14 protein-coding genes are annotated in these 15566 nt (G+C 69.9%); 7 read left to right on the top strand and 7 right to left on the bottom strand.

Annotated elements, in window-relative coordinates:
- Positions 1-64: 64 nt before the first annotated feature.
- Positions 65-1507, bottom strand: coding sequence for a cytosine permease (locus AB0436_RS24880; RefSeq protein ID WP_366470149.1), 1443 nt, complete (start codon positions 1505-1507; stop codon positions 65-67).
- 40 nt (positions 1508-1547) lie between these two features.
- Positions 1548-2486 (bottom strand): flavin reductase, encoded by a 939-nt coding sequence (locus AB0436_RS24875; protein WP_366470147.1) that lies wholly within the window; start codon positions 2484-2486, stop codon positions 1548-1550.
- A 196-nt stretch (positions 2487-2682) separates the two neighbouring features.
- On the opposite strand from AB0436_RS24875, the gene AB0436_RS24870 reads away from it, so the two are divergent.
- The 7 genes from AB0436_RS24870 (at position 2683) to AB0436_RS24840 (ending at position 8193) form a co-directional block, all read left to right on the top strand.
- Positions 2683-3321 (top strand): amino acid synthesis family protein, encoded by a 639-nt coding sequence (locus AB0436_RS24870; RefSeq protein ID WP_366470146.1) that lies wholly within the window; start codon positions 2683-2685, stop codon positions 3319-3321.
- Positions 3321-3872, top strand: coding sequence for an amino acid synthesis family protein (locus AB0436_RS24865; RefSeq protein WP_366470145.1), 552 nt, complete (start codon positions 3321-3323; stop codon positions 3870-3872). The genes AB0436_RS24870 and AB0436_RS24865 overlap by 1 nt, the downstream gene beginning before the upstream one ends.
- A 9-nt stretch (positions 3873-3881) precedes the next feature.
- Positions 3882-4628 carry an alpha/beta fold hydrolase gene (locus tag AB0436_RS24860; protein ID WP_366470144.1) on the top strand — a complete coding sequence of 249 codons (747 nt, stop codon included), beginning with the start codon at positions 3882-3884 and terminating at the stop codon, positions 4626-4628.
- Entirely contained in the window at positions 4621-6108 is a 1488-nt protein-coding gene (locus AB0436_RS24855) for an aldehyde dehydrogenase (RefSeq protein ID WP_366470143.1), read from the top strand. Before AB0436_RS24860 ends, AB0436_RS24855 begins: the two co-directional genes overlap by 8 nt.
- A gap of 5 nt (positions 6109-6113) precedes the next feature.
- A complete protein-coding gene (locus AB0436_RS24850) occupies positions 6114-6332 on the top strand; it encodes a tautomerase family protein (protein ID WP_366470142.1) in 219 nt (72 codons plus the stop codon).
- Positions 6329-7372 carry an LLM class flavin-dependent oxidoreductase gene (locus AB0436_RS24845; RefSeq protein WP_366470141.1) on the top strand — a complete coding sequence of 348 codons (1044 nt, stop codon included), beginning with the start codon at positions 6329-6331 and terminating at the stop codon, positions 7370-7372. The genes AB0436_RS24850 and AB0436_RS24845 overlap by 4 nt, the downstream gene beginning before the upstream one ends.
- 125 nt (positions 7373-7497) lie before the next feature.
- Positions 7498-8193 (top strand): GntR family transcriptional regulator, encoded by a 696-nt coding sequence (locus AB0436_RS24840; protein WP_366470140.1) that lies wholly within the window; start codon positions 7498-7500, stop codon positions 8191-8193.
- A 115-nt stretch (positions 8194-8308) separates the two neighbouring features.
- On the opposite strand, the gene AB0436_RS24835 is transcribed toward AB0436_RS24840, so the two are convergent.
- From AB0436_RS24835 to pheS, 5 genes are all read right to left on the bottom strand, one after another.
- On the bottom strand, positions 8309-8839 hold the full coding sequence (locus tag AB0436_RS24835; protein ID WP_366470139.1) for an NUDIX domain-containing protein: 531 nt from the start codon (positions 8837-8839) through the stop codon (positions 8309-8311).
- A 51-nt stretch (positions 8840-8890) separates the two neighbouring features.
- On the bottom strand, positions 8891-10231 hold the full coding sequence (locus tag AB0436_RS24830) for a transcriptional regulator (protein ID WP_366470138.1): 1341 nt from the start codon (positions 10229-10231) through the stop codon (positions 8891-8893).
- Positions 10232-10364: 133 nt separating this feature from the next.
- Entirely contained in the window at positions 10365-11594 is a 1230-nt protein-coding gene (locus AB0436_RS24825) for a PP2C family protein-serine/threonine phosphatase (RefSeq protein WP_366470137.1), read from the bottom strand.
- Between the two features lie 172 nt (positions 11595-11766).
- Positions 11767-14319: a phenylalanine--tRNA ligase subunit beta gene (gene pheT, locus AB0436_RS24820; protein ID WP_366470136.1), complete on the bottom strand. Its 2553-nt coding sequence runs from the start codon at positions 14317-14319 to the stop codon at positions 11767-11769.
- Complete coding sequence (gene pheS, locus AB0436_RS24815) at positions 14319-15455, bottom strand: phenylalanine--tRNA ligase subunit alpha (protein WP_366470135.1); 1137 nt, start codon at positions 15453-15455, stop codon at positions 14319-14321. Before pheS ends, pheT begins: the two co-directional genes overlap by 1 nt.
- Between the last annotated feature and the right edge of the window lie 111 nt (positions 15456-15566).

Raw genomic sequence — 15566 nt, 5'->3', positions numbered from 1 at the left:
GCACTGCAGAGGATCCGATCCGCACCCAAAGTCATTGGCCGCCCCCGGGCTTCCTCCCGAAGCTTCAGGCACGCCCTGCCATCTCCGCTGCGTGGTCCTCCCGTTCATCAGACGCCGAGGCCTGTTCCCCGCCTGGCCGCCGCCACAGCGGCTTCAGCCGGTACGTGAGCAGGTACACGACGACCGCGACAGCTGCCGCGACGAGCATGCTGAGGTCACCGGCTCCCGGGTAGGCCGAGGCGAAGGCGCCGGTGTAGATGCTGGACTGCCAGAAGGGGACGGACGCCGCGACGCCGCCCGCCCAGGCCGCCAGGCCCCAGTCGACGATCCTGGAGCGGTCGTAGAGCTCGGCGATCCGGCGGGGGTCGCTGCGCCCGCCCAGGTAGAAGTCGATCAGGAGCACGGCGGCGAACGGGGCGATGAAGTACGCGGTGAGGTTGAGGAAGACCTTGAACTTGTCCTCCGTGCCGGAGGCGCCCCACAGGCTGATCGCGTAGGCAAGGACGCAGATCGCGGCCACCGCCTGGGTACGGGTGACGGGGATCTTGAGGGTCTGTACGGAGATCGCGCCGCCGTAGACGTTGAGGAAGTTCTGGGCCAGGGCGGACAGACCCACGGCGACGAGAGCGGGGACTGCGAACGGCCCCATCAGCTCGTGCAGGGCTGTGATCGTGTCGGTGCTGGAGGCGGAAGCGCCGACCACGACGCCCAGGATGCCGAGCCAGCAGATGGTCAGGAAGTTGCCGAGGCCGGTGTACCAGGTGGTCTGCCGGACGACCTTCGCGGTGTCGGGCAGATAGCGCGAGTAGTCGGAGGCGAAAGGCGCCCAGGCCACGAGGAACGCCAGGAACCAGCCGCCCAGGGTGATCGATCCGCCGGCTGCGCCGACATAGCCGTCCGCCTGCGGGTTGGCCTCGAAGAGGCTGCCGCCTCGGGCCACGGCCACGACCGTGATCAGGACGAACAGCGGGGTGAGGACGTACGTCAGCGCCCGCTGAAGGAAGTTGATCATGTTGTAGCCGAAGATCGCCACGACGAGCTCGACCATGGTGAGCAGGAGGGCGCAGAGCCAGTACGGCAAGTGGCTCAGCTCGGCGAAGGCCTTGCCGCCGAGGATGACCGTGACGGCCGCCCAGCCGACGCCTGAGAACACGTTGATGTAGGCGACGGGCAGGAAGTTGCCGAAGAAGCCCAGTGGCCCTCTGGCCTGGATCTGCTGCGGCACGCCGAGGCGGACGCCCATGCGCGACATGACGGCCATCAGGACGGCGCCGACGGCGGCGCCGACGACGATCGCGCCGACGGCGGTGGCGAAGCTGAGACCGAACCACGTGGCGCTGAAGCCGAGCAGGATGACCGGGAAGTTGAGCCCCGCGGCGAACCACACGAAGAACTGTGAGCTCGGTTTGCCGTGTCGCTCGCTGTCGGGGATGTGGTCGACGCCGAACGGCTCAACCTTGGTGACGGCGCTTCCGTAGACGGGTGTGCCTTGAGAGTCATGCGTCATGGCGTGCTCCGGAGAACGTGGGTGCGGGGGCGGACGCGAGTCACCACGGAAGGGGCGCCGTCTGCGAGATGTCGAAGAAGCCGCCACCGCTGTAGACGAGCGGGGCGCGGTCGTCGTGTCGGGCGGACACCACGCGGCCGGTGAACACGGTGTGACTTCCGGCCTCCAGGCGCTCGCCGATCTCGACCTCGAGCTGGGCGGCGGAGCCGTCGAGCAGGGGGGCGCCGTGTTCGCCGGGTGCCCAGTCGAGGGCGGCGAACTTGTCGGTGCCCTTGCTCGCGAACACCTTCGCCACATCGAGCTGGTCGGCGGCGAGAATGTTGATGCCTATGTGGGTCGCGCGGTGCAGCGCGGGGTGCGTCGATGAGCTCCGCTGGACACACACCAGGACCATCGGCGGGTCGAGCGAGATGCTGGAGAAGGCGTTCACCGCGAGGCCCTTGGGGGTCCCGCCGTCGTCTGTGGTCACCACGGTGACACCGGTGATGAACTTGCGGTGCACCCCCTTGACCAGGTCGGGGTCGACGGCGGCCTCGTGCGCTGTCGTGATGATGCCGAGCGCCTCGAGGAGCTGCCGGGAGTCGAAGGTCACCGACTCCTCGGTGACGGTGTCACCGTCGAAACGGGCGAAGGTGGCGCCGGACACCTCGACGGGCCGCCCGGTCGGCGGCACACCGAGGAAGGTGTCCGTGTGCCTGCCCGTGCTACGCCAGCGGATGGCCAGCCGGTCCCCGTCCTCGACCAGGTCCTCGATCTCGGTGTGCAGATCGGGGAACGCCGCGCGCACGGCGCTGATGCTTTCCTTGAACCCGGCGCGGTTCTGGGCAGTGCCGGCCGGACCGCGGCGACGCACATAGCCGGGGCTCAACACGGCGTCCAGGGCATCGACTTCCCCCCGGTTCCAGGCAGCGTCCCAGGCGGTCCGCAGCCGGGCCGGGCGACCCGTGGCGTCGATGGTGTGTTCGAGCATGGATGACATGACGGCTCCCTCGATGACCCTTGCATGGCAGTTCTGTTGTATGGCAGAGGACCGTAGGAACGCCACATCCGTCGTGTCAATGGTTCGAGCAGAATTCGCTCCTTTTCCGAGCGACTATCTGTGAATGCCTAGGTCAGGAGCTTTCGTTTGCTGCTGACTCTTGACGACTCCGGGGGTGACTCGTAGCCTCGCTGCCATGGCACAGCAACAATCAGCAGGCCAACAGCTGTGGGCCACGCCCACAAGAGGCAGACTGCGCAAGGTCGTTACCGTGGCCGACGAGGTACTCCTGGAACTCGGGCGGCCGGTCGCGACCCCCGTACGACGCGTCGCCGCAGCCGCCGTGATCGAGAACCCCTGGGCAGGGCGCGGCTTCGTCGCCGACCTGCAGCCCGAAGTGGAGAACATCGCGCCGGGGATCGGGCGGCTCCTCACCGACCGGCTGATCGAGATGCTGGGCGGGGTGGACCGCATCGAGGCGTTCGGCAAGGCGGCCCTCGTCGGGCTCGACGGGGAGATCGAGCACGGTGGGGCGCTGATCCACACCCCGTACTTCGGCAATGTGCTGCGGGAGATGACCGAGGGCACTTCGATCATCGTCTTCAGCGACGACCGGCTCTCAGCAGGTGAACCGCTGACCGTCCCTGTGTGGCACAAGACCGCAGCCGCCACCCGCTCCCACTACCAGACCGTGCAGATCCGGGTGCCGGACGCACCGCGCCCCGACGAGATCGTCGTGGTCGCCGCCGCCGCTTCGGGGCCGCGACCCAACGCCCGTATCGGAGACCGCCGCCAGGACCCCGTGGTCCGGCTCGCCGACTTGGAGACCACCTGATGAACCTCCGCAAGATCATTACGTACGTCGAAGACATCCACGCCGAGGGCGGCCGCCCCGTCGACCCGATTGCCCGCACCGCAGTGGTACTCGCCGTGATCGAGAACCCGTGGGCGGGGCAGGGCTTCGTCGAGGACCTGCTGCCCCGCATCGACGAAGTGGCGCCCCAGCTCGGTGAGCTGCTCGCACCTCGCGTCGTGGAAGCGCTCGGCGCGCCCGTCGAGGCGTACGGGAAGGCCGCGGTCGTCGGCCTCGACGGCGAGGTGGAGCACGGCAGCGCCCTGATCCACACGCTCAAGTTCGGCGACCACTTCCGCAAGGCGGCGAACGCCACCACGCTTCTACCGGCGGTGGAGAAGCGCGCGGTCGCAGGCGGCGTCTTCGACATCCCGCTCAAGCACATCACCGACGCCACCATCCGCTCGCACCACCAGAGCATCGAGGTACGCGTTCCGGACGGTCCCCGCGCCGACGAGATCGTCATCGGTCTGGCCGCCGCCGCCCAGGGGCGCCCGCAGGCCCGGCTCGCCCCGCTCTCCACCGAGCAGTAGGCAACCGCCATGGACAAGCCGCCCCTCGTACTTCTGCACGGTGTCGGTCTCGACCGCACCATGTGGGAGCCCGTCACCGCCCTGCTGGCCGACCGATTCACCGTCGTCGCGCTCGACCTGCCCGGTCACGGCGCCCGCCGGCCCGTGCGCGGCGACGTGACCCTCGCGGAGCTCGCCGACGGAGTCGCCGGGCATATTCCGGTCGGCTCGCATCTGGCCGGGTTCTCGCTCGGCGCACTGGTCGCCCAGCACATCGCCCTGCACCGGCCGGAGCTGACGCGGACGCTCACCTCGGTGAGCTCCGTCTGCCGCCGCACCCCCACAGAGCGGGCAGCCGTCCAGGCCCGGCTGCGCAACGCCGAGAGCGACTTCGCAGCCAGCACCGGGGCGTCCATCGAGCGCTGGTACGCGGGCACCACCGTGCCTCACGATGTGATCGACCAGACGCGTGCCACCTTGAGCGCCAACGACGTCGACTCCTTTCTCGGCTGCTACCGGGTGTTCGCGGGCGCCGACGCCGAACTCGGCCCGCGACTCGGTGACATCACCGCGCCCGCGCTCGCCATGACCGGGGAGAACGACCTCGGATCCACCCCGGAGATGACACACCGGCTCGCCGCGGCGCTGCCCTCGTGCCGGGCAGTGATCGTGCCCGGGGCGCGACACATGCTGCCCGTCGAGCGCCCGGAAGCGTTCGCCGAGGCCCTCACCACGTTCATCACAGAGAGCGCACATGGAGACACCGCACATGTCTGAGCTCACGACCTGGAAGCACTTCATCGGCGGCAGGTGGGTCGAGCCGACCGCAGGCGAGTACTTCGAGAGCACCGACCCGGCCACCCGCCGCCCCCTCTACCGCGCGGCCCGTGGCACGGCCGCCGACATCGACAAGGCCGTCACCGCTGCACGCGAGGCCTTCGACGACCCGAGCTGGCGCGACCTGAACCAGACCAGCCGAGGGCACCTCCTGCGCCGCCTCGGCGAGCTCATCGCTGATAACGCCGAGGAACTCGCCCTCATGGAGTCACGTGACAACGGCAAGCTGCTGCGCGAGATGCGCGGCCAACTCGCCACGCTGCCGGAGTACTTCCACTACTACGCGGGGCTCGCCGACAAGATCCACGGTGAGACCATCCCCACCTCCGACCGCGCCGTCCTCAACTACACGGCGCGCGAACCCCTCGGCGTCGTCGGCGCGATCACGCCCTGGAACTCGCCGCTGACCCTCACCACCAGCAAGCTGGCGCCCGCCCTGTGCGCGGGCAACACAGTCGTCGTCAAGCCCTCCGAGTACACCTCGGCCAGCGGGCTGCGCCTCGCCGAACTGGCCCTGGAGGCCGGCTTCCCGCCCGGCGTCGTCAACGTCGTCACGGGGTACGGCGCCGAGGCCGGTCAGGCCCTCGTCAACCACGAGGGCCTGGCCAAGATCTCCTTCACCGGTTCCACCGCCACCGGATCGCGGATCGCCGCTACGGCAGCGGGCCGCTTCATCGGCTCCACTCTCGAACTCGGCGGCAAGTCACCGCAGATCGTCTTCGAGGACGCGAACGTGGCGAACGCCGCCATGGGTGTCATCGCCGGTGTCTTCGCCGCGGCGGGCCAGACCTGCATCGCCGGCAGCCGCGTCTTCGCCCACCGCTCCGTCTACGACGAACTCCTGGACCGCGTCTGCGAGCGCGCCAAGTCCATCCGCATCGGCGACCCCCTGGACGAGGCCACCGAACTCGGACCGCTCGCCTTCGAGGCGCAGCGCGACAAGGTCGCCGCATACGTCGACCTCGGACGCGAGGAAGGCGCCAGGGTGCTGACAGGCGGCGCACCCACCGACGGGGGCACGGGCGGGTTCTTCTACGAGCCGACCGTCCTGGTCGACGTCGACAACTGCATGCGGGTCGTACGCGAGGAGATCTTCGGCCCGGTCGTCGCGATCATGCCGTTCGACACCGAGGACGATGTCGTACGCCTCGCCAATGACACCGACTACGGCCTCGCCGCCGGCATCTGGACCACCAACCTGTCCCGCGCGCACCGGGTCGCCGGGCGGCTCGACGCGGGAACCATCTGGGTCAACACCTACCGGGCCATGTCGCCGATGTCCCCGCGCCAGGGCTTCAAGGCCAGCGGCGTCGGCGTCGAGCACGGCACCGAAACCATCAAGGAGTACACCCGGCTCAAGAGCGTATGGATCAACACGAGCGAAGAGCCCGTGGCCGATCCGTTCACGATGCGGAGCTGACCGACATGCCCCAGGTCACCATCACGCTCGCCGAGGGCCGTACCCCCGAGCAGATCCGGACCCTCCAGCACGAGGTCCACACGGCCGTGCTGCGCTCCGTGGACACCCGGCCCGAATACATCCGAGTCGTCATCCACGAGGTCCCCACCACGCACTGGGCCACCGGCGACACCACCATCGCCGAAATGCGGGCCACCCCCACCGCAGAGAAGGAGCTGTCATGAGGTTTTCGCTGTTCGTACACATGGAGCGCTGGGACGAGAACATCACCCACCGCGAACTCTTCGAGAACCTCACCGAGCTGACGCAGATGGCCGAGGCAGGCGGGTTCAGCACGGTGTGGGTCGGCGAGCACCACGCCATGGAGTACACCATCTCGCCCAGCCCGATACCGATTCTGGCGCACCTGGCGGCGAAGACAGACACGATCCGGCTCGGAGCGGGCACGATCATCGCCCCGTTCTGGCACCCGATCCGGGCCGCAGGAGAGACCGCGCTGCTCGATGTCATCAGCAATGGCCGGGCCGAGGTCGGGCTCGCTCGCGGCGCCTACCAGATCGAGTTCGACCGCCTCGCAGACGGGCTTGCCGCCGGCGACGGCGGCAAGCACCTGCGTGAACTCGTCCCCGCAGTGCGGGCTTTGTGGCAGGGCGACTACGCCCACGACGGCGAGATCTGGCAGTTCCCGACGTCGACCAGCGTGCCCAAGCCGGTACAACAGCCCACCCCGCCGATGTGGATCGCCGCCCGTGACCCCGCCTCGCACGACTTCGCGGTCTCCCAGGGCTGCAACGTCATGGTGACCCCGCTCATGAAGGGTGACGAGGAGGTCGCCGCGCTCAAGGACAAGTTCGACACCGCCGTGGCCAATCGCCCCGAGGTGGAGCGCCCCGACATCATGGTGCTGCGCCACACCCACGTGCACGCTGCGGAAGACCCGGAGGGCTGGCGCCCGGCCGCCGAGGGCATCAACCGGTTCTACCGCACATTCGACGCCTGGTTCGGTAACAGGAAGACCCCCGTCAACGGCTTCCTCGAGCCCAGCCCACAGGAGAAGTTCGCCGAGCGCTCCGAGTTCACGCCCGAGGCCCTGCACAAGACCGCGATGATCGGCACACCGGCCGAGATCACTGAGCGGCTGCGCGGCTACGAGGAGCTGGGCGTCGACGAGTACAGCTTCTGGATCGACAACACGCTGTCCCACGAGGAGAAGCGCGAGTCGCTGCAAATGTTTATCAAGGAGGTCGTCCCGGCCTTCCAGTAGGACGCCTCCTCCAGGGGGCCCTCTCGCGAGGGCCCCTCAGGCATTGCCCGGGCCACCTTGTATGGCAATCCTGCGCATTCCTGTTAATTGACGCTACATAACCCGGCAGACTAGGTTCACGTGCCATGCAAGAGCCCAACCAACCCGCACGCAGGCCGCTGCAGCAGACCAGCATGCAGGCGAAGGTCGCCGAAGAGCTGCGCCGGATGATCATCAGTGGGGAGCTACCGCCGCGCTCCAGCCTCTCCGAGATGACGCTGTCGCAGACCTTCGGCGTCAGCCGCACCCCCATTCGCGAGGCCCTCAAACAGCTCCAGATCGAGGGCTTGGTGGAGGTGCGCCCGCGGGTCGGCACGTTCGTCGCCGTGCCGTCACGCCGCGAGATCACGGAACTCTTCCAGATGAAGGAACTCCTCGAAGGCGCGGCAGCCCGCCTCCTCGCCTTCCGCGGCAACGTGCCCGAGGTGGAACGACTGGCCGCCAACATGAGCGCCGCCGACGAGGCGGTGCGCGCCGGCGACTCCGAGCAGTACGAGAAGCTGGTGCACGACTTCCACGAGCTGATCATGATCGGGGCCGACAACTCCAAGCTTGAGGCCCACTACCGCACCCTGATGAACCAGCTCGCCTACTCTCGCCTCGTCCGCACGTCCCTGTCCCAGCCGGGCCGCCTCAGCGAGTCCGACCACGAGCACCATCGCGTACTCGACCTGATCCTCGCCAAGGACGGGGACGGGGCGGAGCGCGTCATGCGGGAGCACGTCCGGCGCAGCCATCAGGCGCTCATGACCAGGATGGAGGACAGTCGCCACCGCGACTGACTCCTGAACCCGGTGAGCGCCGGCGAGTACGAGGACCACCTGCCGGCTGCGTCGCCCGCGTGGGCTCGTCCGCCCCGCACGCCGCACCGCCACCACCGAGGGGTGCGCGCCTGTGTCAGCCCAGGCGCAGGTGGTGCAGCATCAGCAGCCCGGCCGCCATGTTCGCGGCCGGCACCTCGCCTCGGGCGATCATGTCCGGCACCAGCTTCAGCGGCACCCACGCGCGGCGTGACGACTCGAAGTCGTCGGCGGGATGGCCGGTGTAGACGCCCCGGTCGCTCCAGTAGAGGTGATGGCGGGCATCGGTGAGGCCGTTGGACGGTTCGACGGTCAGCAGATGCTGGAGCGGACCGGGCCGCCAGCCGGTCTCCTCCTCCATTTCGCGGGCGGCGGCGGCTTCGACCGCCTCGCCGTCCTCGACGACACCCGCGGCGAGTTCCCAGCCCCAGCTGTCCGTGATGAACCGGTGCCGCCAGAGCAGCAGCACTTCATTGGCCTCATTGACGACGGTCGCCACCGCCACCGGGCGCAGCCGGATCACGAAGTGGTCCAGATGGGTGCCGTCCGGGAGGGCGACGTCCGCCAGGTTGACCCGAAACCAGCGGTTCTTGTACACATTTCGTTCGCTTAAGTTCGTCCACTGCACAGTTCTGCCACCTTCCGACAAGTCGATGGCAATATGGCAGCAGTGACGCGCTCACAGGGGAACGCGCAGCGCTCCGTCAATAAGAGCAGCCGCTTCCCGGGCCCCGCTGAAGCCGCTGTCCAGCAGGTGGTCGCGGACCGCACGCAGCCGGTCCCGCAGTCGCTGCGATTCCATGCCCCTGGCCTGCACCGCCATTTCGGCGGCGGTGGCCACCGCCCGATCGGCATCGCCCTGCCGCAGTTCGATCTGGGCGAGCATCGCAAGCCGGTGGACCCGGCCCCGGTCGTGTGCGGGAGCCGCGGCCGCCGCCACGGCCTGCGACCTGGCGGCCGGCAGATCGCCGAGCCTGAGCAGCGCCTCCGCCACTTGTACGTTGACCAGGCCGGGCTGGACGTAGCCGGTTTCGTCCGGCTCGGCGCCCGGCCTGATGCGCTCCGCGGCCGACTCCGCCCGCCTGATGCAGGACAGCGCGCTGCCCGCGTCCCCCAGGTACGCATACGCCTTGCCCTGCATGGCGTGCAGATCGGTGCCGAGTGCCGGGGTGAGGTCCTTGCCCGCTGCGCGCAGCGCCGCCTCCGCGAACGCCACCGCCTGCCGGTACTCCCGCATGAACAGCGCCTGATTGACGAGCAGAGCGACGACATACGCGCCGAGACCTCGATCGCCGCTCGCCTTGGCCAGCCGCAGCGCCTGATGGAAATAGCGCTGGGCGAGCCCCTGCGCATTCGAGTCGTAGGCGCAGATTCCGGCCATGGCCACCAAACCGCCGGTGGCGCGGTGCAGTTGCCGCCCGGTGGCGTCGCTGTAGCTGCCACGCAGCAGGGGCGCGGTCTCGAAGTTGAGGAATCCGACGATGCGGGCCCGGGTCGCGATGCCACCCGCCTTCCGGTACATCTGCTCGTAGTGCGCGCGGGCCGCGCGGAGCATCTCGGTGTCGGCGGGGCTGACCCTGGTGGGGCCACTGCGCGAGACGTCGATGTCCTCCGGCGGGTTCTCCCACTCCCAGACCGGCAGCACCGCCGGAGTCCCGGTCACCGCGGAGGCGCCCAGGAGGTGTGGGCGCTGCTGCTCGTCGGAGCGCCACAACGCCGCCGCCCGCTCCACGAATCCGGAGAGCGGGGTGCCGTGCACCGGCGCGGGTCCGCCCGGTACGCCGAGGCCGATGTCGTCGAGCGTCACGGTGCGGTGCAGTCGCGCGGCGAGTACCTCGCAGAGCAGGTCGGGCACCTGGCCACGTGGCCGTTGGCCCTTCAACCACCGGGCGACGGCGGTGTGTTCGTACCTCAGGGCCAGACCGCGGGACGCGCCCGCCCGGTTCACCCGGGCAGCCAGGCCGGCATGGGACATCCCGGCCTCGTCGAGCAGTGCGTCGAGCAGGGTGTTGGGCAGCATGGAGGCCCTCCGGTGGCTCGGTGGGGCACAGCGTAGTGGAGCCGGCTTCACACGGGGTGTGAAGGGAGTGCTCGTACCCGGATGTCCGGGACTCTGCCCCCATGGGGCCGGCACCGATTGACTGAACTGCCTCTCAGGAGGCGGCCGGGCCGTCGGCTCCCCCTCGTACAGTGCGACGGCCCGCTCCCGGCGCCGTCCGTCCTGCCGGAACTGCCCGGCATTCCGTGGCAGGACGGGCGGCGCACATCACTCCGGGCCGACCGGGCGCCCGGGACCGGTCGTTGGAGAGGACGAGCAGCGCCACATCGTCGGTGAGCCGGCCGCCGGTGTGGCGCAGCAGCGCCCGGTGCACCCCACTGATCACCGAGGCGGGAGTGATCTCCGGAGCAGCCGAGGCCGAAGGGGCGGGTGAACCCCGGGCGGCCCGGGACAGAGCTTCGTCCAGCGGGAAGAACCGCCCGGCGGAATCCCGCGCGTCGGTCGCGCCGTCGGTGTGCAGGACCAGCGTCTCGCCGGGCAGCAGCCGCGTGCAGTGGCCGGCGACGAGAACCGCCGGCAGCGGGAAGGTGCCCAGCGGCGGCAGCGGCTCCTCGCCGCGCAACTGCTCGACGACCTTGCCGAACCGGTACGGCGCGAGTCCGTGCGGCTCGGGCTCGTACGGATCGGGCTCGTACGGCTTGAGCTTGTAGGGCCATGGGTGCCCGCAGTTGATCGCGGACACCGCGCCGTCCTCATCGACTTCGAGGAGCAGCACGGTGACGAACTCCTCGGCCGACGGGTGATCGGGCTCGGCGGCGCCCGCCGCGGGGTGTTCGGAGCGGGCCCGCTCCCGCAGATGACGCTGCAGGGCCCGTTCCAACCGGCGTGCCACCCCGGTCAGATCGGGTTCGTCGTGCGCGGCTTCCCGAAAACTGCCGAGCACCGCGGCCACCGCGCCGATGGCGGCCAGACCGTGACCGCGCACATCACCGATCACCAGCCGCACTCCGTGCGCTGTCCCCAGCGCCTCGTACAGATCGCCGCCCACCGTCGCACCCCGGGAGGCCGAGAGCTGGCCGGCGGCGACGGCCAGACCGTCGATCCTGGCCGGCAGCGGCCGCAGCAGTACCCGCTGGGTGGCGTATGCGACCGCCCGGACCTGACGTAATTCCCGTACCGGACCGAGCCGGACACCGGCGAGACCACAACCGACCAGGGCCAGCAGTACGGCACAGAAGATCAGCCTCGGAGCGATCCCCTCGTCACTCACCGGTGGAGAGACCAGCTCCCACCCGACTGTGGTCGCCAGCCAGAATCCGGGGAGTCCGAAGACGACCGTCCTGCGCCACGTCCACGTACGGATCACGGCCTGTGCACGGATCATGCCGTCAGCCCCCTCGAATCCGGATCGGGCGGGTCGGTATCGGGCTGGTCGATTCTGTCGGCCGTCCGCACCTGTCTGCGCACATCACCTGTGCTTCTCACCCGAACGAGTGAGGGGCGCGTCCGGTGACCCGGACACGCCCCGCACTGGTCCCTCCTCGGGTGGCGCGGTGCTATGCGCCGCGCAGCACCGCCCCCGTGCGCTCCGCCGCGAGTGCCACCGCGGCGTCACGTGCCGCCGTCGCCTCGTCGACGGTCAGCGTGCGGTCGGTGGCGCGGAAGCGCAGCGCATAGGCAAGGGACTTGTTCCCCTCGCCGATCTGCTCACCGGTGAACACGTCGAACAGCCGCAGGGACTCGAGCAGTTCACCCGCTCCCTCGCGCAGCGCGGCCTCGACGTCCGCAGCGGGCACGTCCGCAGGGACGACCAGCGCGACATCCTGGGTCGCCACCGGGAAGGACGAGATCCGGGGGGCGACGAGCACGATGCGCCCCTGCTCCAGCACGTCGAGCTCGAGTTCCATCGCGCAGGTGCGTTCCGGCAGGTGCAGTGCCTTGATGACCCGGGGATGCAGCTCACCGGCATGACCGGCAAGCACCTCCGCCCCGTCCACGGTGACGTACAGCGCGGCGCAGCGTCCCGGGTGCCAGGGTTCGTGGCGGTCACCGCGGACGGTCAGCTCGACGCCTGCTTCGGCGGCGACCGTACGAGCCGCTTCGACGGCGTCCGCCCAGTCGGCGGGGCGGCCCTTGCCCCACCAGCCTGCCTGCTCGCGTGCACCGGCCAGGACGACGGCGACCCGACGCGGCTGACGCGGCAGCGTGGCGTTGATCCCGGCGATCTCCTCGTCGGTGGGACGGCGGTCGACCGGCAGCCGGGCGGCGGGGTGTTCATCGCCCGTCGGCCGGAAAACGAGACCGGTCTCGAAGAGCGCGAGGTCGTGCGAACCGCGTCCCGCGTTGCGCCGCAGTGCGGCGAGCAGGCCCGGCAGCAGCGTGGTCCGCAGCGCCGGCTCCTCGTCGGAGAGCGGGTTGGCGAGCTTCACGGTGAGCCGACGGGCGTCGTCGGCGGGCAGACCGAGCTGGTCGAGCACCGCCTGACCGATGAACGGGTAGTTCAGCGCCTCGACGAAGCCCGCACCGGCCAGCGCCCGGCCGACCCTGCGGTGCAGCCGCTGCCGGTCGGTCAGCCCGCGGCCGGCCGGCGGCCTCGGCAGCGTCGACGGCAGGTTCTCGTACCCCTCCAGCCGGATGACCTCTTCGGCCAGGTCGTTGGGGTAGGCGAGGTCCGGACGCCAGGACGGCACGGTGACCACGAGCTCGTCCTGCCCGTAGACGTCGCAGCCGACCTGCTGGAGGCGGCGGACGACGGTCTCCCGGCCGTACTTGACACCCGCCACCCGGTCGGGGTGGTCGGCGGGCATCGAGATGGAGCGTGGCGCGGACGGCGCGATGATCTCGGTGACGCCGGCCTCGGCGGTGCCGCCGGCCAGCAGCACCAGCAGGTCGGCGGTGCGCTGCGCGGCGGCGGAAGCGGCCTCCGGGTCGACTCCCCGCTCGAAGCGCTTGGACGCCTCGGACGGCAGCTTGTGCCGCCGCGCGGTACGGGAGATCGAGAGGGCGTCGAAGTGCGCGGCCTCGATGACGACGTCGGTGGTGCCTTGCACCCGGCCGGTCTCGGGGTCCACGGCGGCGTCGGCGATCTCGGTGTTGGCGCCGCCCATCACCCCGGCGAGGCCGATCGGGCCCCGGTTGTCGGTGATGACCAGGTCCTCGGCGTCGAGGACCCGCGCGACGCCGTCGAGCGTGGTGAACTTCTCGCCCTGCTCCGCCCTGCGCACCCCGATCGGTCCGTCGATCCGGGTGCGGTCGTAGGCGTGCAGTGGCTGGCCGAGCTCCAGCATCACGTAGTTGGTGATGTCGACCGCCAGCGACACCGGACGCATCCCGGCCTTCTGCAGCCGGCGCTGCAGCCACACCGGGGTACGGGCTTCGGGGTCGAGGCCGGTGACCGTGCGGGCGGTGAAGCGGTCGCACCCTTGCGGGTCGGCGATCTTCACCGGGTAGCCGTGCGCGTTGGGCGCGGGCACGTCGAGCAGCGCGGGGTCGCTGAGCGGCAGGCCGTAGGCGGTGGCCGTCTCGCGGGCGACACCGCGGATGGACAGGGCGTAACCGCGGTCGGGGGTGACCGCGATGTCCAGGACCTCGTCGACCAGCTCGAGCAGCTCGATGGCGTCGGTGCCGGTCTCATGGCCGGGCGGCAGCACGATGATGCCGTGCGAACCTCCCCCAGACTCCGTCCGGGGGGACCCCCAGTCTCCCATGCCCAGCTCGTCGCCCGAGCAGATCATGCCGTGCGAGGTCTTGCCGTACGTCTTGCGCGCGGCGATGGCGAAGTCGCCGGGCAGCACGGCGCCCGGCAGGACCACGACGACATGGTCGCCGACCGCGAAGTTCCGCGCGCCGCAGACGATCTCCTGCGGCTTGCCGGTGCCGTTGGCCATGCCGACGTCGACGGTGCAGAACCGGATGGGCTTCTTGAAGCCCTCGAGTTCCTCGATGGTGAGTACCTGTCCGACGACCAGCGGGCCCTTCAGGCCCGCGCCGATCTGTTCGACCGTCTCGACCTCCAGGCCGACGCCGATCAGCTTGGCCTGCACATCACGGCCGGTCTCGGTGGCGGGGAGATCGACGTACTCCCGCAGCCAGGAAAGCGGGACCCGCATCAGATCTCCATCCCGAACGGCCGGGTGAAACGGATGTCTCCCTCGACCATGTCTCGCATGTCTTCGACGTTGTGGCGGAACATCAGCATTCGTTCGATGCCGAATCCGAAGGCGAATCCGCTGTACTTCTGGGGGTCGACACCGCAGGCGGTGAGCACCTTGGGGTTGACCATGCCGCAGCCGCCGAGCTCGATCCAGCCCTCGCTCGAACAGGTACGGCAGGGGCGGTCGGGGTTGCCCACCGAGTCGCCTCGGCAGACGTAGCACTGCATGTCCATCTCGGCGGACGGCTCGGTGAACGGGAAGTAGTTCGGGCGCAGCCGGGTGGTCATGTCCTGGCCGAAGAGCGCCTGCACCATGTGGTCCAGGGTGCCCTTGAGATCGGCCATGGTCAGTCCCTCGTCCACGGCGAGCAGCTCGATCTGGTGGAAGACCGGGGTGTGCGTCGCGTCCAGCTCGTCGGTGCGGTAGACGCGCCCCGGGCAGACGACGTAGACGGGCGGCTCGCGGTCCAGCATGGTGCGGGCCTGTACCGGCGAGGTGTGCGTACGCAGGACGACACCGGACTCGTCGGCGGGGCTGCCGGGCCCGGCTGCCGGGTCCTGGACGAAGAAGGTGTCCTGCATCTGCCGGGCGGGGTGGTCGGGCGTGAAGTTGAGCGCGTCGAAGTTGAACCACTCCGCCTCGACCTCGGGGCCCTCGGCGACCTCGTACCCCATCGCGACGAAGATGTCCGCCACCCGCTCCATGAACGTGGTCAGCGGGTGCCGGGCACCGGCGGGCATCCGGTCGTGGGGCAGCGTGACGTCCACCGCCTCCTCGACCAGCACCCGCTCGTCCCGCTCGGCCTCCAGCTCCGCCTGGCGGGCCGCGAGCGCCTTGTTCACGGCACCGCGCGCCATCCCCACCCGCTTGCCCGCATCGGCCTTGGCCTGCGGGGGCAGCGCGCCGATCTCACGGTTGGCGAGCGCCAGCGGTGAGGTGCCGCCGGTGTGTGCGGTCTTGGCGTGCGTGAGCGCTTCGAGGTCGCCGGCGGCCGCGAAGGCGGCGAGCGCCTCGTTCCGCATGCGCTCGATCTCTTCAGGTTTCAGTGCCTCGACCTCAACAGGGTCGTACGACTTGTTCGGTGCCGACATCTCTTCCCGTACTTCCGATTGCTGGCTGAGGCGACCTGCTCGCCGACAGCGACGTCAAGGACGCAAACGTGCCAAGGGTCGAGTCTAGTGCCCCTCCCAGCAAGCTTTGCC

Source organism: Streptomyces sp. NPDC051322 (assembly GCF_040689485.1).
Lineage (GTDB): Bacteria > Actinomycetota > Actinomycetes > Streptomycetales > Streptomycetaceae > Streptomyces.
Note: the sequence above shows the minus strand (reverse complement) of the source record. Positions and strands in the feature narration are given on the sequence as shown.

What these genes read in the sequence shown, in the direction of transcription:
- AB0436_RS24825 (WP_366470137.1), bottom strand. Translation starts at nt 11,594, where the DNA reads ATGATCCGTGCACAGGCCGTGATCCGTACGTGGACGTGGCGCAGGACG.
- AB0436_RS24855 (WP_366470143.1), top strand. Translation starts at nt 4,621, where the DNA reads ATGTCTGAGCTCACGACCTGGAAGCACTTCATCGGCGGCAGGTGGGTC.
- pheS (WP_366470135.1), bottom strand. Translation starts at nt 15,455, where the DNA reads ATGTCGGCACCGAACAAGTCGTACGACCCTGTTGAGGTCGAGGCACTG.
- AB0436_RS24845 (WP_366470141.1), top strand. Translation starts at nt 6,329, where the DNA reads ATGAGGTTTTCGCTGTTCGTACACATGGAGCGCTGGGACGAGAACATC.
- AB0436_RS24875 (WP_366470147.1), bottom strand. Translation starts at nt 2,486, where the DNA reads ATGTCATCCATGCTCGAACACACCATCGACGCCACGGGTCGCCCGGCC.
- AB0436_RS24830 (WP_366470138.1), bottom strand. Translation starts at nt 10,231, where the DNA reads ATGCTGCCCAACACCCTGCTCGACGCACTGCTCGACGAGGCCGGGATG.
- AB0436_RS24840 (WP_366470140.1), top strand. Translation starts at nt 7,498, where the DNA reads ATGCAAGAGCCCAACCAACCCGCACGCAGGCCGCTGCAGCAGACCAGC.
- AB0436_RS24870 (WP_366470146.1), top strand. Translation starts at nt 2,683, where the DNA reads ATGGCACAGCAACAATCAGCAGGCCAACAGCTGTGGGCCACGCCCACA.
- AB0436_RS24880 (WP_366470149.1), bottom strand. Translation starts at nt 1,507, where the DNA reads ATGACGCATGACTCTCAAGGCACACCCGTCTACGGAAGCGCCGTCACC.
- AB0436_RS24850 (WP_366470142.1), top strand. Translation starts at nt 6,114, where the DNA reads ATGCCCCAGGTCACCATCACGCTCGCCGAGGGCCGTACCCCCGAGCAG.
- AB0436_RS24865 (WP_366470145.1), top strand. Translation starts at nt 3,321, where the DNA reads ATGAACCTCCGCAAGATCATTACGTACGTCGAAGACATCCACGCCGAG.
- AB0436_RS24860 (WP_366470144.1), top strand. Translation starts at nt 3,882, where the DNA reads ATGGACAAGCCGCCCCTCGTACTTCTGCACGGTGTCGGTCTCGACCGC.
- pheT (WP_366470136.1), bottom strand. Translation starts at nt 14,319, where the DNA reads ATGCGGGTCCCGCTTTCCTGGCTGCGGGAGTACGTCGATCTCCCCGCC.